The following is a 17,161-nucleotide window of genomic DNA, read 5'->3' as shown; positions in this document are numbered from 1 at the left end:
CATTTTTTTGGGAACTTTTCTATATATTTCTCGTCTAAATAATATATAAGAACAATAATATATAAAAGAAACATTAGAGGAGGGATAGATATGAAAAGGTTTTTTACGGTTACAGTTGCCGTGATTTTGGTATTAACTATGATAATACCTTCGATAGCGGCAGCACAGACAAACACCAAGATTGAACTTAAGCAGGCAATAGAGATTGCCAAAAAAACATTTGACATTCCTGATAGCGGCTACGACTTCAATTCTAATTATTCTGAAAATAATAATAGAAAAACATGGAGCTTAAACTGGAATTTAAAGAATAATAGAAGTATAAGCGTTAATGTAGATGCTGATACAGGTGAAATACTAAACTACAATTCTTATACTCCTGTAAACGGGCCTGTTAGCAGAATACCAAAATATACAAAATACGAAGCAAAAAAAGCAGCAATTGATTTTATCAATAAAGTAGCACCAGATAAATTAAAAGAAACTAAAGAACAGGATTTTTATAACGGTATTGCAAAACCATATTATGATAATAATGAATACTTTTCACCAGTTTACAGCTTTAATTTTGTAAGACTTGTAAATGGCATTCCGTTTCAAGAAAATCAAATATCAGTATCTGTTGATAAAAATACACTTAAAGTCCAATCATATTATCTAAATTGGAATAACAACTATACTTTTCCTGATTTAAATGCCTCAATATCAAAAGAAAAGGCACTACAAATATTTAAAGATAAGATAGGTCTAAAATTACAGTATAATCTTGTATATTCAGATGTATATGATAATAAAGAGCAAAAACCGCAAGCTATTCTTGTTTACGGAATTACTAACAATTCGCCAATTGATGCTACAACAGGTGATATAGTATATCAAGGCTACTATGGTCCTATGTATGGCGGTGGTGGTGATATGGGAATGAATTCTTCAAAGCAAAATCTATCACCACAAGAACAAAAAGCTGTCGATGATACAACAAAATATATCAATAAGGATAAAGCACTTGAATCTGCTAAGAATAGCCTTCCATTTGAAATAGGCCCTGAGTATTTACTTCAAAGTGCAAATCTATATAATGGATATCCTTACGGGACTAACGCATATTGGAATTTTAACTGGAACTACAATAAAGATAACAATTATTATTTTATAAATGCATCTGTCGATGCAGTAACAGGAGAGCTAAAATTCTTCTACCGCGGTGGATCTAATATTGACAATGTGCAAGGCAAAGAACCTAAATACACTAAAGATCAACTTAAAAAGATTGTTGAAGATTATTTAAATAAAGTCCAACCTGATAAATTTAAACAAGTTGAATATCAGGATAGAAATGTAAAAGAAGACCCAAATCATAAAATGCCATATATTCCTTTTGATTATGTAGAAAAAGTCAATGGCATCTTATGTCCATTTAACACATTTAGTGTATCTGTTAGCCCGTATTCTGGTGATATAATAAACTATAATATGAATTGGACAAATGTAGACCTACCGGCAGTAGACAATGCTATAAAGCTCGATGACGCTTATAAAGTGCTTCTTAATAATAGTGAATTTGGATTAAACTACATTGCATATTATAATCCGACTAATGACGGACCTCAAAAACCAGAAATAAAACTTGTTTATCAATTAACAAATTTCAACGGGTTTATAGATGCTAAAACTGGTACATTGTTAGATTATAGTGGAAAGCCAATTGTAAAAGACAATCAAGTTGAATTTACTGATATTAAAGGACATTGGGCAGAAAAAGATATTGCATTACTTGTACAGTATGGAATTGCAGATGGTAAAGACAATAAATTCTCTCCAGATGAGAATATACTTCAAAAAGATTTCATAAAAATGCTTGTTAAATCTATACAACCTGTATATGAACCTATTCCACTAAATTCAAATAATGATTATGACAATTATTATAATGCTGCAATACAAAGAAATATAATCAAAGTTAATGAAAAGAATCCAGATAGTTTAGTTACACGTCAAGATGCGGCAAAATTCCTTGTAAGAAGCTTCGGAGTAAATTTCATTGCTGATTTAAATGACATATATACATTAAACTTTAAAGATACCGATAAGATAGATTCATCATTAAAAGGATATATTGCAATAGCATCAGGCCTTAAAATAATGACGGGTGACAATGGTTATTTCTATCCACAAAATTACATTACAAGAGCGCAAACAGCATCAATGCTTGTAAGATATTTAAGATTAGAAAGGTAACTCTAAAAGGTGCGGATTAACCGCGCCTTTTATAATTCAACAGCCTCATTGCATTTAATGTTACAACAAAAAATATACTTGCTTCATTTATAAACATTCCCGATGCTAAAAATATTTCACCATACAATACAGCAGAAACAACCATAAAAATGTCAGACGGTAATTTATAACCTAAATACTTTAATATACTCATTTTACTAAAAGCAATAAAATAGGAATATCTGTACTTTTTTCGCGAAACAAAAAAATCGTCCCCAAATAAAATTCAATTAAGGAACGATCTTTGATATTTTATCTTTTATATACTGCCCTTTCTCCACCTATTAATTTTGGCCTTGTTCTTGCAGCAACAATTGTCGCGTAACCTATCTTATTCAAACTTAATCTAACTGGAACAACAACAGGCCTTAAATGCATACCAATTAATACAAGACCAATATCAAGACCAGCATGTGCTAAACCCTTTAAATTTTCTACCATTACCGGGTGTTTATATAAATCATATGCATATGTAGCGAGTGAACCACCTGCATGTACCTGTGGTATTACCGTCACTTCATCAAGATTATATTTTTCCATGGTTTCTTCTTCAACAAGGAGTGCTCTATTTAAGTGCTCGCATCCCTGTATCGCAAGATTTATTCCCCTTGATTTTGTAGATTCTAATATTGGGTCTACAATTGCTTTTGCAATATCAAGGCTACCTGATGTACCAACTTTTTTTCCAACTACTTCGCTTGTACTGCCACCAAGCACAAAAAGACCGCCTTTTTTAATATTTGCAATATCAAGCAGTTCATCTACAACAGTTTTGGTTTCTCTTGAAATCTCTTCCATATCCATTTTTAAATATCATTCCTTTCAATATAACTATGCACAAAACCTTTTGAAACTATCAGATGTAAGTAAGAAATTTAATATTCACATTCTACTTTTTATTCACTTATATTATATCACGTAATAAAAAATACTGCTGGTAATTTATATTAGTATCACAGATTCTTATAATCACATATATTGATATAGATATAAAGAGGAGGTATATTATGGATAAGCTTGTTCCAAAAAAATATGATCTTGTATTAGATGGTATATCTGAAAGAACTTTAAAAGAACATTATAAACTATATGAAGGATATGTAAATAAAACAAATGAAATATGGGATAAATTATTAACAGCTGACAAATCAAAAGCAAATGCAACATATAGTGAATACAGAGAACTGAAACTTGAAGAAACTTATGCTCTTGATGGTGTAAAGCTGCATGAACTATATTTCGAAAATCTTGGTGGATCTGGTGGACCTGCAGTTGGATTAATCGCATCCATGATAAAATGTGATTTTGGCACATATGAAAACTGGCTCACCGATTTTAAAGCCTGTGCATTATCAGCAAGGGGATGGACAGCTCTATGTTTTGACCCCATAGATTTAAAGCTTCATAATTACCTGCAAGACTTACACAATCACGGAATTGTTTCAAGGTCCACTCCATTATTAATAATTGATACCTATGAACATGCATATTTTATAGACTATGGTGCAGACAAAAAAGGATATATCGAAGCCTTTATGAAAAACGTAAAATGGAGTGAAGTAAATAGAAGAGTTGCTTTTTGGGTAGATATGAAGAATATATAAAATATACCGGACATGTGATGGTACTCTGTCCGGTGTTTTTTTAGATATCGCTTCTCTAAATCTCTGTATTTTTCAGCATCTGCATAAGATTTAACAGAATACAGATAAAAATTAATAAATATTTCTGTATCTTTACAGTTAAGAATTTTACATTTATTAATAATTTTAATTAAAAAGTGTGATCTGCTTGAATTAAATCCAGAGTCTTATATCATTTATAATTTAAATTTGTCCTGTCTATAAATAATAACCTCAATACTTCTATCGCACTTTTGCTAATATCGCTTTTAGAGCTACTTCCAAAAAGCGCTCCCAGAGGATTTGTCCTTGTATAATAAATAAGCTGCGGATTACCTTTTATTCCTACACTCTTTGCAGCAATATCAACAGCATCATAAAAATCACCAAGCTTATCAACAAGTCCTAGTTTTAAAGCCTGTCTACCTGAAAATACTCTTCCATCTGCAAGTGATTTTACTTTATCATATGGCATTTTTCTTCCTTCTGATACAATATTTATAAATTGGTCGTATGTATCATTTATAATGTCCTGTAAAATTTTTTGTTCATCCGGTGTCAAATCCCTTGTTGGTGAGCCTATATCCTTGTGCTCGGCACTTTTGATTACAACTTCTTTTAAACCAAGCATTTTATAAAGTCCCTCATAATTGGTGTATTCCATTATTACACCAATACTTCCAGTCAATGTCGCTGGGTTTGCAACAATTGTGTCACCTGCAACAGCTGCCATATATCCACCAGATGCCGCTGTGTCACCCATTGAAACTATAATCTTTTTCCCAGATTTTTTAAGTTTCTTTAGTTCTTCGTAAATTTCTACGGATTTTGCTGATGAACCACCAGGACTATTAATTCTAACGACAACAGCTTTAACAGACTTATCATCCATCGCCCGTCTTATCTGTTCCACAGGGTCATTCATGTCTTGTGATAAGCCAAATATCGAAGAATTATCGCCTATTACTCCGTCAATTGTTATTACACCAATAGAACCACTATATGCCACAGATTGTCTATTTGTACGGGGCATAGAATATATCATCGATAGTACAGCTGCAATTACTACAACTACAGATATTACTATTCCGAAAATAGTTTTTTTGTTCATTAAAATCATCCTTTCTATTCGCCTTTATATAGAAAACAGCTTTTAAAGCTATAGTATAGGATAGATATATCATAGCCAATAATAGTAATTCAATAATAAGTTAAGCCAACATGCTATTAATCCCAAAAAATGTGATGGCAAAAGCTCCTCCTATTAAAATCCCTCCCATTATTAAAGAAATTAAAATACTAAAAAAGAACATTTAAATTACCCTTCATGGCTTTCTGCGGGTCTTCTCAATCTAATTTTAAGTTAACTACATCAACGATGATACTTATCAAATTAACTGCAAATATACCGCTTAGCGATAAATTTAATGCAATTAACAATTTTAAACAATACTTCCACTATAGAATTTTTAGACTCCTTTTAGTTCTATCAATCGATCTTCATCCCTTTCATTTATTTTTGTATTAACCAAACTTAGAATTACATTTACGATTATATTATAACATATCTAAATTTTAAAAATATAAATAACAATTTTAACTACATAGTATTATTTATTATAATTAAACATATTATATATAAGTAACATACAGGCAGGGGGGAGATTTATTGCGGAAAAATAAATTATATAAGATAATTGTTCCCTTAATCTTATTAGCAGCTATTAGTATCTGGGGAATGTCATTTTTTAATAAAACAATAACAACTGTTGCAGATAACAAAGAAGAGATAAAACCTCTGATGGATAAATTTTTTGATTCGAGAGGCAAAGTACTATTAAGCAGGGACATTAAAGAAATTGAGAAATACTATGACACATCATCAACATATGGAAAATGGGCCCTAGAACATGAGATGAGAAGAATCAACTATATTAAAGGATGGTCTGAAAAGCGAAATCTAAAATTTACTGAAGCAAAATCAATATACAAAATAAAAAGTATAAAAGTAGGAGAAAAATCTATTTGGCTATATCTCGTAGAAACCATGAAAATGGGATATGAGTATAATGTCAAACCAAATATAGTAAATTACATGGGGCTCGGCATTAGACATTCAATACAGCTAGTAAAAGTCAATGATAGATGGGTAGTTCGCCGTGACTGGTATTATGATCCACTTGATGAAGACTCCGCATTTATCGATATAAGCCCTGCGGATGGCATTGCTCCTGAGATATCTCCTGCAAATTCAAGACCTGTAGGTGAGAATATGAACGAGAAAAAAGGTAACTATGATCGTGAAGGTGCGGTAAATTACGCTAATACATATGCAGGTGCAGCTTGGGGCAGTGGAAATAATTATGAATACAATAAAAAATACAGAGATTACAACGGCGTTGGTGGTGACTGTACAAATTTCGCTTCACAGGTTTTGCACGAAGGCGGTGGACTTAAAATGGATTATGTGTGGAATTTCAACGGTCGTGATTCAAGTACTGCTTGGGCACAAGCACCAGCATTATTCAATTATCTTGTCTACAATGGAAAGGGCAGGCTTATTGCACAAGGTATATATACTAATATGGTAAAACCGACAGATATGCATCCTGCTGGTGCTATAAGAGAACTTCAAAAAGGAGACCTCATCTGTTACGAAGAAAAAGGTGAAATAGTACATTTCGGAGTTGTAACAGGTTTTGATTCATACGGAATACCAGTTGTCAATACACATACATCTGATAGATACCATGTACCATTTGATTTAGGATGGGATAAAAAAGTTATATATAGATTTATCCATATAAATGATTAAAGAGAGGAATACCTCTCTCCTTTTTTATTATTAAGTTTGATCAAGACTTGTAAGTACATCATCAAAAACGTCTATTTTGCATTTCTGATTTTTAGTATCCCAGTGCATGCATATTTCACAGCTTCTGCCGCCTGCTTCGTTAATTGACATTGTTGAACCGTTTTTATAGAGTGAATCATCAAAAGTAAAATCTGGGCACATCTCACCTACTGCTCTTAGCTGATCTCTATTAGCCATTAAAATCACCACCTATGCTTCTTTTTATTTGGCTCTCTACATCTTCCGGAGTTAAACCAGCAGCATCAATCACGGGTGATTTTGTTATTGTATTTTCATATCCTAACATATCTCTGTGTTGTCCTGTTATAACTATAGCATCATAATCCTTGATATCAATACCACTTAATTCGCTGTTTTGTTCAAGGTTAACGACATCATAGCCTTTATCGGTTAGATATCTTTTTACACTGGAAAGCTGTCTTTCTACTGCTATCTTTTTCCCCACTAGAAACACCTCCTATATAATACATAAATAGTATTAAACTAATGAGTTATTTTATTCGTTTATAAGTACCACTAATAATGATAATATTATTAGAATTGCGGATGCAGTCAAAAAAACATTTCCCCAATCTGTCATATAAGCATATTCATTTCTCTTTTCAGGCTGCTCTTCGTTTTTTATAATTTTTTTAATAATTCGTCTATCGTTGAGCCATCGTGATGTGTATAAAAATCCACCAATAATTCCCACCGTACATCCCACTATAAAAAAATAATTGCTGTAATTAATGTAAGTTGTATGTATACCATTTATAATAACATTAGCAAAAAGAGTTAGCACAGCTAAAACAAATCCTAAAATTATTCCTTTCAAAATAACACTCCTCATTTTCTTTATGAATATATTTTATCAAAAAAATATAAATTTATCTATGTAGGACCCGGATATACCCAGGTCACAAAATATAGTATCTAATAATTCTGTCAGCATATTCTGCCCTTTTCTCCCAAGAATTACTTTTTGCAATCTTCATCAACATTTTTCTTTTATTATCATTAACATCATTAATAGCATAAGTAAGCATATTAGCAAATTCTTCTTTGTTATTTGCAACATAAATTTCATCATATCGCTTAACTTCAGGTAAATTCATAGAAACAACTGCCTTGCCAGCGCTCATATACTCATACAACTTAATAGGATCGCAACCCTCCGTCATTGGAGTTATCTTAAATGGAATTATGCAAACATCAAAATATTGTAGGTAATATGGCAGAATATTATAATTCTTTTCACCTAAATAAAAGATATTTTCCCTTTCTGGCAATTGTGATACATTTAAATTTGGTCCAATAAATAAAAAATTATATTCAGGGTGTTTTAAACTTATATAATCAATTAGATCCCAATCAAGCCATGTAGCTAATGCTCCAAAATATCCAATTACAGGCTTTCCAACCGGTATATCTGTTGGCTTTTTGAAAAAAATCTTTCTTGCTTTATTAAAATGTTCAAAATCTGCACCATTTGGAAGTAAAAATGTATGGCTATTATTATTTTTATTTATTTCATATAATTTACTTGATGATGCAAATATGATATTTGCTTCTCTTTGAAGTTCTCTAAAGTTTGATATCCATTCGTTAAATTCATTTGATGGAAAATCTATTGAATCAAATATTATATACTTTTTTACATAACTTTTTATATATCTATAATTTGGAGGATACGAAATCCATAAAATTGGTGTTTCATTTGATTTTATATAACTTAAATCAACGCCATTCACCAAATAGAAATTATTTTTAATCTGTGTTATACCTTTTTTATAATTGCTATCATATGATTTATTGCAGTAATAAACTTTATAATTTTTTTTAGCCATACATGTAAGCAATTGCTGAGGCCTTTGGTAAAGCCAACTAAAATTTATCGTAGGCGGATATATTATTGTAGCCACAATGATACCCCCTTTACAAACCTATTAAATTACCTTCAATAAACATAGTATTCAAAATATAATTATTTCGATAATGTTATAATATTAATGTGTACAATTTCTTATAAACAATAATAGGTTATCAGCACCCCAATCCCATTGAGAGCAATATGGCGTTTTGTTAATTTATTGTCAAAGGAGGAATTTTAAAATAAATATAGAATAATAATATTTGTTGGATTTTTGAAGGAGGGATAAATGGGCTAAATGCATATCAAAAGAAAAAGTGAATACATAAATATCATGATTATTCCTGATTCTAAACATGAGGTTAAGAGCATTAAAATTAATAAATCCATTTTTAAGGTTACTATAGCAACATCCATGGTTATCTTAGCAGGGTTATTTTCAACAATATTCTATTTTGCAGGTACATATACATATCTTTATGCAACAATAAAAGAAAAAGACAAAATTATTTCTTTAAAGGACCAAAAAATATATCAAATTAGCAACATCAAAAAGTCACAAGACGAAAAAATAGCTATGCTAAACGATAATGCGAAGAAAGTTAATGAAAAAATAAAAAGTCTTGATGACCTTGAACAAAAAGTAAGAAGAATGGTGGGACTTAATCCTCAAGAAACAAGCCGTGGTGGAATAACCCGTGATTCAAGGAAGCTGACATATGATGATAAAACGACTAATGAACTTGCAAATGAAATAGATAATAAAACAAATGATTACAAAAATCTCATAAATGATATAAGCAATAGACTTGATTATCTTAATTCATTGCCTTCATCATATCCTGTTTCCGGAAACATAACGTCAAAATTTGGCGGCCGTACATCGCCATATGGTGAGAATTCTGAATTTCATCCTGGCATTGATATAGCTGTTGGCTATGGCACACCTGTCAAGGCTGCGGGAAAGGGTATTGTATCATATGCTGGTTGGTTATCCGGATATGGAAATGTCGTTATGATAAACCATGGTTATGGAATCACTTCTGTTTACGGGCATAACTCTCAGTTACTTGTTAAAGTGGGACAAGCTGTAAATAGGGGTGATGTCATAGCAAAATCAGGAAGTACCGGAAGAAGCACTGGGCCACATGTTCATTTTGAAGTAAGATTAAATGGTAATCCTGTTGACCCAATGAAATATCTAAGCAACTAAAATACATATAAAATTATTGCCGCTATTTTTAAGGAGGTGGAGCGATGTTTCAGAAAAAGAACATTAATATAGCAGATATAAATACTGATAAAATCGATACTATAATAGGTAAAAATACCACTCTTGAGGGCAGCATTAAAGCACAAGGAGCTATGAGAATAGACGGAAATATAAGCGGTAAAATCGAAGTGCAGGGAAATGTAATAATCGGTGAAAGCTCAAAAATCGAAGCAGACATAATAACAGATAATATATCTGTTTCTGGCGAAGTAACTGGAAATATAACTGTGAAAAATCAAGCACAGATTACTTCATCTGGCAAAGTATATGGTGATATAGAAGTCCAAAATCTAATAATAGATGAAGGTGCAGTATTCGAAGGTAAATGTAAGATGAACAAAAAAAGCAATACAATTGAAATTTCCGAAAAGAAAAGGGAAAATAAATAAGGAGCTTAATGCTCCTTATTTATTTAGAACTCTATATAATATGGCTGTTGCTTCAACACGCGTTGCATTATTATATGGCATAAAATGATAATTATCATATCCTGATAATATACCCATATTCGAAAGTGCAATAATATCATTTTTTGCATAACTATTGCTGATATCTGTAAAATTGCTTTCTGCGAATGGTTTATACCCGTATGCTTTTGCAATAACCGCAGCAATCTCTTCTCTTGTTATTTTATTGTCCGGCCTAAAACTGCCATCACTATAACCATTAACAATACCAAGCTTTTTAGCTGTAGCTATTGCATCTTTTGCAAAACTATATTTTGTGTCCCAAAATCCGATTCCCGGTTCTTCTTTTATACCTTTAACCCTCAAAAGTAACGTTATGAATTCTGCTCTTGTTATGTAACTATTTGGCCTAAATGTACCATCATCATATCCGGAAACATATTTGAGCTTTGCCATTTCATTTATATCATCTCTACCCCAGCTTGCAAATATATCCCCAAAGTAATCTCCTGTGCCACCTTCTATAGCACTCCAAAAATCTTCATTTTCAAAACCAAGTTTCCAAAACGAAATATTGTCAATGCCTACAGATGATAGATAATCAAGTTTTAATTTAAAGCTGTATGAGTTTTCAAACCATACAGTATGTCTTATACCGTCTTTATAGTATATATAATAAGGTTCTTTCGAAGTATTATCCCACATTGCATTTCCGCCGTATGTATTTATAAGATTAATAACTTTATCTTCTGTAACAGATGTTGTACCAACTTGTGACCAATCATATCCGTATGCAGGTAGACCCATTACGATCTTATCTTTATCTATCGTTGAAATGGCATACTGTGCGACGTTTTTTATCCATTGGTATGATGCAATAGGTCCGCTTTCACCGCCTGACCAGTGTTCATCATATCCCATTAATATCACTTTATCAACTATTTTAGATATTGCCCTATAATCAAAACCACCAGCCCATGAACTATTAGGTCTATCGGCTGTAAGTGCTGGTATCGCAACTGTTAAAATTAAATTATAACTTGCTAATTTCGATTTTAGGTCAGCTAAAAATTGATTGTAATTTTGCCTATCATTGTATCCGATATTTTCAAAATCAATATTAACGCCTTTATACCCTCCATCTAGTATAGCTTCTACAATTTTATTAATCAAATTGTTTCTTGATTTCTCATTATTTAAAACAGCGTGTATTAAAGTATTGTCAAATGTTCCACCTTTCATATTATGTATAAGTAAAAGCGGTATAATATTGTTTTTTAATGCTTCATCTTTTACAGTATTGTCTTCCGTACCATATAGATTCCCGTTTTCATCTATGCCATATGTAAAAGTTATAACATAATTAATATTTGATTTATTCTTGACGAATGAGTTATACGAATAATTGTCATTTGAATAATCATGTGTTGCATATGTATATACAACTCTCGTTGATGCATTAGATGTGGCAAAATTAAATATGAATATCGATAAGATTAAAAAAGCTATTGCTAACATAAAAAAAATTTTTTTAATATGCATGCCAATATCCCCCTTGTACTATTTTCAATATATATAATAACATTGGCAAACATATCACATCAATAATATACATCTTACTATTAAGGAAGAAAGGCCCAATGGGCCTCTCTCTTTAACCTTGAAACATATTTCTCGTATTATTTATATCCTGTGGATTCGCCTGACTTACAGGGTACCAACCTTTCTGCTTCATTGTATTAAATATTTCATAGTGTATATCATGTTCTTCATTCAAAATATTTTTTATACTTGAAAAAACATTTTGATTTACACTTTCTATACATGCACTATTATAAGATTGTAAAAGCAGTATTTCAGATCTTAAACAATCCGCTGTTACATCTTTCTCTGTTAGTACTTGAGCAGGTTTTACTGCAGGATTATCAACTTGTTCTCTAATATTACTATTAGGGTTTATATTGCTTAAATTTTGCCTTGTTTCATTATCAATTGCTTGGCTTATACTTCCAGTAAAACCGGTATTATTTGGCATTCCTGTCGTATTAATGTTGCTACTTGTAATAGTATCGCTTGTCGACACATTCCTTAAATTTGAATTTGTAATGGAATCAATTTGCTTGCTTATATTACTGCCTATATTTGGCATTCCAGCTACATTCATAGTAGATACTGTTGCTTTAGGTGCCTTTCCCATTCCTATCTCTCCTATCTTAATAAATTTAATAACGTATTATAATGATTCTGGTGTATGCCTACATTTTTTTGAAATAAATTCTTGATTTGCGGATCTGTTACCTGATTTACTGCTGTCTGATATTTTTTTATTACTAATTCTTCTGAAGCAAGTTCATCAGAAATATATCCAAGTTCTTTTTGAGTAAGTGCCATAATTTAACCTCCTTTTTAAATAGACTACAAATTTATTATCTGTAATAAATAAGAACTTAATGCAAAAAAATCGCTCAATGCGCCTTTAAACTATTGGAATATATTCATTATCTTCATTATTATGAATATCTTTCAAAATTTCATTTAAAATTAAAACACCACTTTTAATTTTTTCTACTTCACAAGATGCATAACTTAGCCTTATATGTCTATCATCAATTTTGTTAGGGAAAAACATATTCCCAGGGACAATTGATAAATTTCTTTCAATGCATCTTAAATATAAATTTTTTGCAGAAATATCGTTCTTTAGTGTAAGCCAGAAATAAAAACCACCATCAGGTAATTCAATTTGGTAATGCCCTTTACTATCTAAGAGCATATTTTTCATTTCATAAAAACGTTTTTTCATAATATTTTTAAATTTTTCAATATGTCTTTTCCATATTCCTTCCCGCAAATAAACGTCAAAAGCCCTCTGCATAAGCCCAGATGTCGATAAATCTGACGCATATTTTGCTTCAGCAAAGGCGTTAACAAGATTTTTCGGAGCTATTATAAATCCAAGTCTAAGACCTGGCATATATATTTTAGAGAAACTTTTTATATATATTACCCTGTCAAAATTATCATATGCTTTCATTGGTAAGTGTCTTTTATCGCTAAAATTCAATTCATTTGAAAAATCATCCTCAACAATATATGTGTCGTATTTATATGCAAGTTCCAATATTTTATGGATTTTTTCAATACTGTATGATATACCCGTTGGGTTCTGGAATACCGGCATCGTATAAATCAATTTTGGTTTGAAAATCTTCAGTTTTTTTTCTAATTCTTCAATATTAACACCGTCCTTCATTAGCGGTATATCTACTATATCGGCACCCCTTGATTTGAAAGATACTATTGCCCATGAGTATGTCGGTGATTCAACAAATACACAATCGCCGAAATTTATCAAAACCTTAGAGACAACATCAATCCCTTGCTGACCGCCAGATATTATCTGAATATCTTCATAATCCGTATTTATTCCGTCTTTTTTTATAAATTCACACACAGATTTTCTTAAAGGCATATACCCTTTTGTATCTTGATACTCAAATGCGTAACCTTTATCTCTTTCAAGAACCTTGTCTATTATTATTCTAAAATCGTCAACAGGAAATAGTTCAGGATTCGGAGATGATGATGAAAAATTTATCATATTTTTATTTAGAAGTATTTGACCATGTTCTAAGGCTTTTATATCTTCGCCGCTCAAATCATCAGGTTTTATATTTATAGAAACATATGTTCCGCTTCCAACCCTTTTATCAACATAACCATTTTGTTCAAGCAACTTATAAGCATTTATAACAGTTATATTATTCACACCAAGGTCCTTTGCCAATACTCTTATCGTGGGGAGTTTATAACCTGGTGGAAGGCTACCATTCTCTATATATTTTTTAAACTGGTTAAAAATCTGAAGATAAAGTGGCATATTTTTATTTTTATCTACTGAAAAGTTTATCATGATAAACACCTCTTAATTTGTTACGATACAATTAAATAATAACATAAAATATGAAAATTTAGAATCAAAAAGAGTTATAATAATAAAGAAAATTATATAGAAGGTGATAGATAATGTTTTTGCTTTTAAAAGGTGGAGAAGTTTATACACCAAAGCCTATTGGCAAAATGGATATTCTTACATGTAATGAAAAAATAATTAAAATAGCAGAAAATATTAACCCACCAGACTTACCTGATGTTGAAGTAGTTGATTTAAGTGGTTATATTATAGTACCTGGTTTCATTGATCAACATGTACATATAGCTGGTGGCGGTGGTGAAGGTGGACCCGCTACAAGAACACCTGAAATAAATCTTACAGATCTGACAAGGGCCGGGATTACTACTGTTGTTGGATTGCTTGGTGCAGATGGTATAACAAGGAGCATGTCAGCACTTTTAGCAAAGGCAAGAGCCCTTGAAGAAGAAGGATTAACGGCATATATTTATACAGGTGCTTATGAGCTGCCAACAAGGACACTTACAAATAGTGTAAGGTCTGATCTTGTCATCATAGACAAAGTCTTGGGCACCGGTGAAATAGCTATATCCGACCATAGGTCGGCACAACCAACAATGGAAGATCTTACAAAGCTTGCGGCTGAAGCAAGAGTCGGTGGGCTCCTCGGAAATAAACCAGGTATCGTTCATCTGCATGTAGGTGACGGTGTAAGAGGTTTAACACCGATTATAGATATCGTAAAAAAGACAGAAATACCTGTAACACAATTTATACCAACGCATGTTAACAGAATTGGGCATCTCTTTTCACAAGCTCTTGAATTTTTAAAGATGGGTGGCCGCATAGATCTAACATCAGACATAAAACCTGATGAAAATTCGAAAACGGCTCTGACGCCTTTAAACGCTGTTAAAAAAATAATTGAAAATAATCTTCCTATAGAAAATGTAACAATGAGCTCTGACAGCAATGGAAGTATTCCAGTATTTGATGAAAATAAGAAGCTTATTAAAGTCATGGTTGGGAGTACTTTAACATTGTATAGAGATCTAAAAGAAATAATTGTAAAAGGCATACTGCCTCTTGAACAAGCTATTAAAATAATAACAGAAAATGTCGCTAAAATATTATTTCTATATCCTAATAAGGGCTATATAAAGGAAGATTCTGATGCTGACTTTGTAATACTTGACAACAATTTGAATATATCTTCGGTTATCGCAAGAGGTAAATTTATGATTAAATTCAATGAAATTATTAACAAAGGCATGTTTGAAAAATAATAGACACCAAAATGTTATATAAAGGGTATTTTACTTCAGAAATGCCCTTTTTACTTTATTCAGAGATTTCTTATCACATCAAATAAATTAATATTTCTTTTTAAAAAATTATTTGCTATATCTATCATTAAAGCCTTTTGCTCACAATCAGGCAATATATTAAGAATTTTGACCGCCTTATTTATATACTTTAAAGCAAGGTCTTTAGCATAAATCAATGCCACCACTCTTTTTAAATTTTTTTATTATCTCTTTTATATCTTTTTTTCTAATTAAACTTTAGCTAGTATACTTAATATATCATCTTTATAGTCTGTATTAAGTGCGTATATCAATGGTAAAGTATAAATTCCATTTAGAACATCACTGCCAAGAGGTTTATCAATAATGTTCTCTTTTCCTTCATAATAAAGTATATCATCTGCTATCTGAAACGCCATACCAACATTAGAGCCAAATTTTCTCATAGATCTAATTAAGTCCTTTGATAGATTTACCTCTATAGCACCTGACTCACAGCTTATTGCAAAAAGTAAAGCATTTTTTCTATAAATCCTTCTTAAATATCTCAGAATACTTACATTTAAATTATATCTTCACTGTACTCACCGAATCTCGCAATCGCTAAGACAAGAAGCGGTCTTATCCTTTTCCCGCCAGACAAAACCAATTCATTAACAGCTTTTTCTATTGTTTGTAAATTTGTCTTAACAATCGTTAGGAGAAATTCATCTACTTTTTCATATCTTTCTTTATAAATGTATATTTATCAAACAAAAATAACACCTACCACTTCGAATTATATTCTATGTTTTTTTATATATCCATCAAGGAAATTAGCAACAAGGCCAGTAAAAATCCCCATTAATATTGCAGATAGCATTAAAACAGGTAAATAAGAAAATATCATAAAATTATTTACCACTATAGACGCAACAAATAATTGGCCTACATTATGTGCAACAGAGCCAAAAACGCTTACACCTATAAGGCTAAAATATTTATTTAACCTTTTATATACAAAATACATTACACAATCACTCAAAATTCCTCCGGTAACGCTAAATAAAAATGCCGAAATATTTCCAACAAGCACTTGAGCTAATAAAATCCTCAAAACAACAACAAAAAGTGAAGCTTTGAAACCAAACATTATAATTGTTACTAAAGTAACTATATTAGCAAGTCCAATTTTTATCCCGGGAATAGGTACCGGAACGGGAATAAAATTTTCAATGATATTAAGAACTAACGCCTGCGCTACTAATATTGAAATATAAACAAGTTTTTTAGTTGACAGTTTAATGCCCTCCAATCCATTATAACGCATCATAGATATTATATTTGTTTTTTTACCTATAATCAATGTGGAATAATTATGGCAAAATAATTTATTTATGAATATTATGATACAATCATAGTTGGTAATAATTTTAACACTGGAGGTTTAATTAGCTGAGCAAGAAGATCATTGTTTTAGGTAGGGGTTCGGTTGAGCAACGGCTGCACAAAAACTTGATAAATATTTGCTTAACAAAGATATAGAGATTACGCTAATAGAAAAAACGACAATCAGACATATTTCACTGAACTACATGAAGTAACAAGCAACAGAATAAAGCCTGCAGGTGCAAAGGTTTCATTAAAGGAAGCATT

Annotated in this window: 20 protein-coding genes; 6 read left to right on the top strand and 14 right to left on the bottom strand. The window is 31.3% G+C overall.

Annotated features, from left to right (window positions below):
- Positions 1-90: 90 nt before the first annotated feature.
- Positions 91-2,238, top strand: coding sequence for an S-layer homology domain-containing protein (locus CPG45_RS14040; RefSeq protein ID WP_096232517.1), 2,148 nt, complete (start codon positions 91-93; stop codon positions 2,236-2,238).
- 16 nt (positions 2,239-2,254) lie between these two features.
- Here the strand turns inward: CPG45_RS14040 and CPG45_RS16940 are convergent, their stop codons facing one another.
- Positions 2,255-2,431, bottom strand: coding sequence for a hypothetical protein (locus tag CPG45_RS16940; RefSeq protein ID WP_157732422.1), 177 nt, complete (start codon positions 2,429-2,431; stop codon positions 2,255-2,257).
- Between the two features lie 98 nt (positions 2,432-2,529).
- Positions 2,530-3,081 carry a TIGR01440 family protein gene (locus tag CPG45_RS14035; RefSeq protein WP_096232515.1) on the bottom strand — a complete coding sequence of 184 codons (552 nt, stop codon included), beginning with the start codon at positions 3,079-3,081 and terminating at the stop codon, positions 2,530-2,532.
- Between the two features lie 203 nt (positions 3,082-3,284).
- Between CPG45_RS14035 and CPG45_RS14030 the strand changes: the two genes are divergently transcribed.
- Positions 3,285-3,881, top strand: coding sequence for a superoxide dismutase (locus CPG45_RS14030; RefSeq protein ID WP_096232513.1), 597 nt, complete (start codon positions 3,285-3,287; stop codon positions 3,879-3,881).
- A gap of 211 nt (positions 3,882-4,092) precedes the next feature.
- Here CPG45_RS14030 and sppA read toward each other — a convergent pair whose 3' ends face one another.
- Complete coding sequence (gene sppA / locus CPG45_RS14025; protein WP_096232511.1) at positions 4,093-5,010, bottom strand: signal peptide peptidase SppA; 918 nt, start codon at positions 5,008-5,010, stop codon at positions 4,093-4,095.
- A 627-nt stretch (positions 5,011-5,637) separates the two neighbouring features.
- Here sppA and CPG45_RS14020 point away from each other — a divergent pair.
- Positions 5,638-6,714 (top strand): amidase domain-containing protein, encoded by a 1,077-nt coding sequence (locus CPG45_RS14020; protein WP_502695825.1) that lies wholly within the window; start codon positions 5,638-5,640, stop codon positions 6,712-6,714.
- Between the two features lie 30 nt (positions 6,715-6,744).
- Here the strand turns inward: CPG45_RS14020 and CPG45_RS14015 are convergent, their stop codons facing one another.
- From CPG45_RS14015 to CPG45_RS14000, 4 genes are all read right to left on the bottom strand, one after another.
- On the bottom strand, positions 6,745-6,951 hold the full coding sequence (locus tag CPG45_RS14015) for a hypothetical protein (protein ID WP_096232507.1): 207 nt from the start codon (positions 6,949-6,951) through the stop codon (positions 6,745-6,747).
- Entirely contained in the window at positions 6,944-7,219 is a 276-nt protein-coding gene (locus tag CPG45_RS14010) for a YkuS family protein (RefSeq protein ID WP_096232505.1), read from the bottom strand. Before CPG45_RS14010 ends, CPG45_RS14015 begins: the two co-directional genes overlap by 8 nt.
- 51 nt (positions 7,220-7,270) lie before the next feature.
- On the bottom strand, positions 7,271-7,591 hold the full coding sequence (locus CPG45_RS14005) for a hypothetical protein (protein ID WP_096232503.1): 321 nt from the start codon (positions 7,589-7,591) through the stop codon (positions 7,271-7,273).
- Between the two features lie 82 nt (positions 7,592-7,673).
- A complete protein-coding gene (locus CPG45_RS14000) occupies positions 7,674-8,678 on the bottom strand; it encodes a glycosyltransferase (RefSeq protein ID WP_096232500.1) in 1,005 nt (334 codons plus the stop codon).
- Between the two features lie 246 nt (positions 8,679-8,924).
- On the opposite strand from CPG45_RS14000, the gene CPG45_RS13995 reads away from it, so the two are divergent.
- Both CPG45_RS13995 and CPG45_RS13990 read left to right on the top strand, forming a co-directional pair.
- Entirely contained in the window at positions 8,925-9,839 is a 915-nt protein-coding gene (locus CPG45_RS13995) for a M23 family metallopeptidase (RefSeq protein ID WP_096232498.1), read from the top strand.
- A gap of 44 nt (positions 9,840-9,883) precedes the next feature.
- A complete protein-coding gene (locus CPG45_RS13990) occupies positions 9,884-10,288 on the top strand; it encodes a bactofilin family protein (RefSeq protein WP_096232496.1) in 405 nt (134 codons plus the stop codon).
- Between the two features lie 15 nt (positions 10,289-10,303).
- Here the strand turns inward: CPG45_RS13990 and CPG45_RS13985 are convergent, their stop codons facing one another.
- The 4 genes from CPG45_RS13985 to pdxR all read right to left on the bottom strand — a co-directional run bounded on the left by CPG45_RS13985 (position 10,304) and on the right by pdxR (position 14,219).
- On the bottom strand, positions 10,304-11,848 hold the full coding sequence (locus tag CPG45_RS13985) for an S-layer homology domain-containing protein (RefSeq protein ID WP_096232494.1): 1,545 nt from the start codon (positions 11,846-11,848) through the stop codon (positions 10,304-10,306).
- 112 nt (positions 11,849-11,960) lie between these two features.
- Positions 11,961-12,503 carry a spore coat protein gene (locus CPG45_RS13980; RefSeq protein WP_096232492.1) on the bottom strand — a complete coding sequence of 181 codons (543 nt, stop codon included), beginning with the start codon at positions 12,501-12,503 and terminating at the stop codon, positions 11,961-11,963.
- A gap of 11 nt (positions 12,504-12,514) precedes the next feature.
- Positions 12,515-12,697 carry a spore coat protein gene (locus tag CPG45_RS13975; RefSeq protein WP_096232490.1) on the bottom strand — a complete coding sequence of 61 codons (183 nt, stop codon included), beginning with the start codon at positions 12,695-12,697 and terminating at the stop codon, positions 12,515-12,517.
- Between the two features lie 85 nt (positions 12,698-12,782).
- Positions 12,783-14,219, bottom strand: a complete 1,437-nt coding sequence (pdxR, locus tag CPG45_RS13970; RefSeq protein ID WP_096232488.1) for a MocR-like pyridoxine biosynthesis transcription factor PdxR — start codon at positions 14,217-14,219, stop codon at positions 12,783-12,785.
- A gap of 113 nt (positions 14,220-14,332) precedes the next feature.
- Here pdxR and iadA point away from each other — a divergent pair, with 113 nt between their 5' ends.
- Positions 14,333-15,505: a beta-aspartyl-peptidase gene (gene iadA / locus CPG45_RS13965; RefSeq protein WP_096232486.1), complete on the top strand. Its 1,173-nt coding sequence runs from the start codon at positions 14,333-14,335 to the stop codon at positions 15,503-15,505.
- Positions 15,506-15,564: 59 nt separating this feature from the next.
- Here the strand turns inward: iadA and CPG45_RS17725 are convergent, their stop codons facing one another.
- The 3 genes from CPG45_RS17725 to CPG45_RS13955 all read right to left on the bottom strand — a co-directional run bounded on the left by CPG45_RS17725 (position 15,565) and on the right by CPG45_RS13955 (position 16,871).
- Positions 15,565-15,723, bottom strand: a complete 159-nt coding sequence (locus tag CPG45_RS17725) for a hypothetical protein (RefSeq protein WP_231968805.1) — start codon at positions 15,721-15,723, stop codon at positions 15,565-15,567.
- Positions 15,724-15,777: 54 nt separating this feature from the next.
- A complete protein-coding gene (locus CPG45_RS17720) occupies positions 15,778-16,029 on the bottom strand; it encodes a polyprenyl synthetase family protein (protein ID WP_231969139.1) in 252 nt (83 codons plus the stop codon).
- A gap of 275 nt (positions 16,030-16,304) precedes the next feature.
- Positions 16,305-16,871: a Gx transporter family protein gene (locus tag CPG45_RS13955; RefSeq protein WP_231968802.1), complete on the bottom strand. Its 567-nt coding sequence runs from the start codon at positions 16,869-16,871 to the stop codon at positions 16,305-16,307.
- Between the last annotated feature and the right edge of the window lie 290 nt (positions 16,872-17,161).

It is taken from the genome of Thermoanaerobacterium sp. RBIITD, from assembly GCF_900205865.1.
Lineage (GTDB): Bacteria > Bacillota > Thermoanaerobacteria > Thermoanaerobacterales > Thermoanaerobacteraceae > Thermoanaerobacterium.
This window is presented reverse-complemented; position numbering and strand designations above follow the sequence as displayed.

What these genes read in the sequence shown, in the direction of transcription:
- CPG45_RS14035 (WP_096232515.1), bottom strand. Translation starts at nt 3,081, where the DNA reads ATGGATATGGAAGAGATTTCAAGAGAAACCAAAACTGTTGTAGATGAA.
- iadA (WP_096232486.1), top strand. Translation starts at nt 14,333, where the DNA reads ATGTTTTTGCTTTTAAAAGGTGGAGAAGTTTATACACCAAAGCCTATT.
- CPG45_RS13975 (WP_096232490.1), bottom strand. Translation starts at nt 12,697, where the DNA reads ATGGCACTTACTCAAAAAGAACTTGGATATATTTCTGATGAACTTGCT.
- CPG45_RS14020 (WP_502695825.1), top strand. Translation starts at nt 5,638, where the DNA reads ATGTCATTTTTTAATAAAACAATAACAACTGTTGCAGATAACAAAGAA.
- CPG45_RS14015 (WP_096232507.1), bottom strand. Translation starts at nt 6,951, where the DNA reads ATGGCTAATAGAGATCAGCTAAGAGCAGTAGGTGAGATGTGCCCAGAT.
- sppA (WP_096232511.1), bottom strand. Translation starts at nt 5,010, where the DNA reads ATGAACAAAAAAACTATTTTCGGAATAGTAATATCTGTAGTTGTAGTA.
- CPG45_RS13985 (WP_096232494.1), bottom strand. Translation starts at nt 11,848, where the DNA reads ATGCATATTAAAAAAATTTTTTTTATGTTAGCAATAGCTTTTTTAATC.
- CPG45_RS14030 (WP_096232513.1), top strand. Translation starts at nt 3,285, where the DNA reads ATGGATAAGCTTGTTCCAAAAAAATATGATCTTGTATTAGATGGTATA.
- pdxR (WP_096232488.1), bottom strand. Translation starts at nt 14,219, where the DNA reads ATGATAAACTTTTCAGTAGATAAAAATAAAAATATGCCACTTTATCTT.
- CPG45_RS13980 (WP_096232492.1), bottom strand. Translation starts at nt 12,503, where the DNA reads ATGGGAAAGGCACCTAAAGCAACAGTATCTACTATGAATGTAGCTGGA.
- CPG45_RS14040 (WP_096232517.1), top strand. Translation starts at nt 91, where the DNA reads ATGAAAAGGTTTTTTACGGTTACAGTTGCCGTGATTTTGGTATTAACT.
- CPG45_RS16940 (WP_157732422.1), bottom strand. Translation starts at nt 2,431, where the DNA reads ATGAGTATATTAAAGTATTTAGGTTATAAATTACCGTCTGACATTTTT.
- CPG45_RS13995 (WP_096232498.1), top strand. Translation starts at nt 8,925, where the DNA reads ATGCATATCAAAAGAAAAAGTGAATACATAAATATCATGATTATTCCT.
- CPG45_RS13990 (WP_096232496.1), top strand. Translation starts at nt 9,884, where the DNA reads ATGTTTCAGAAAAAGAACATTAATATAGCAGATATAAATACTGATAAA.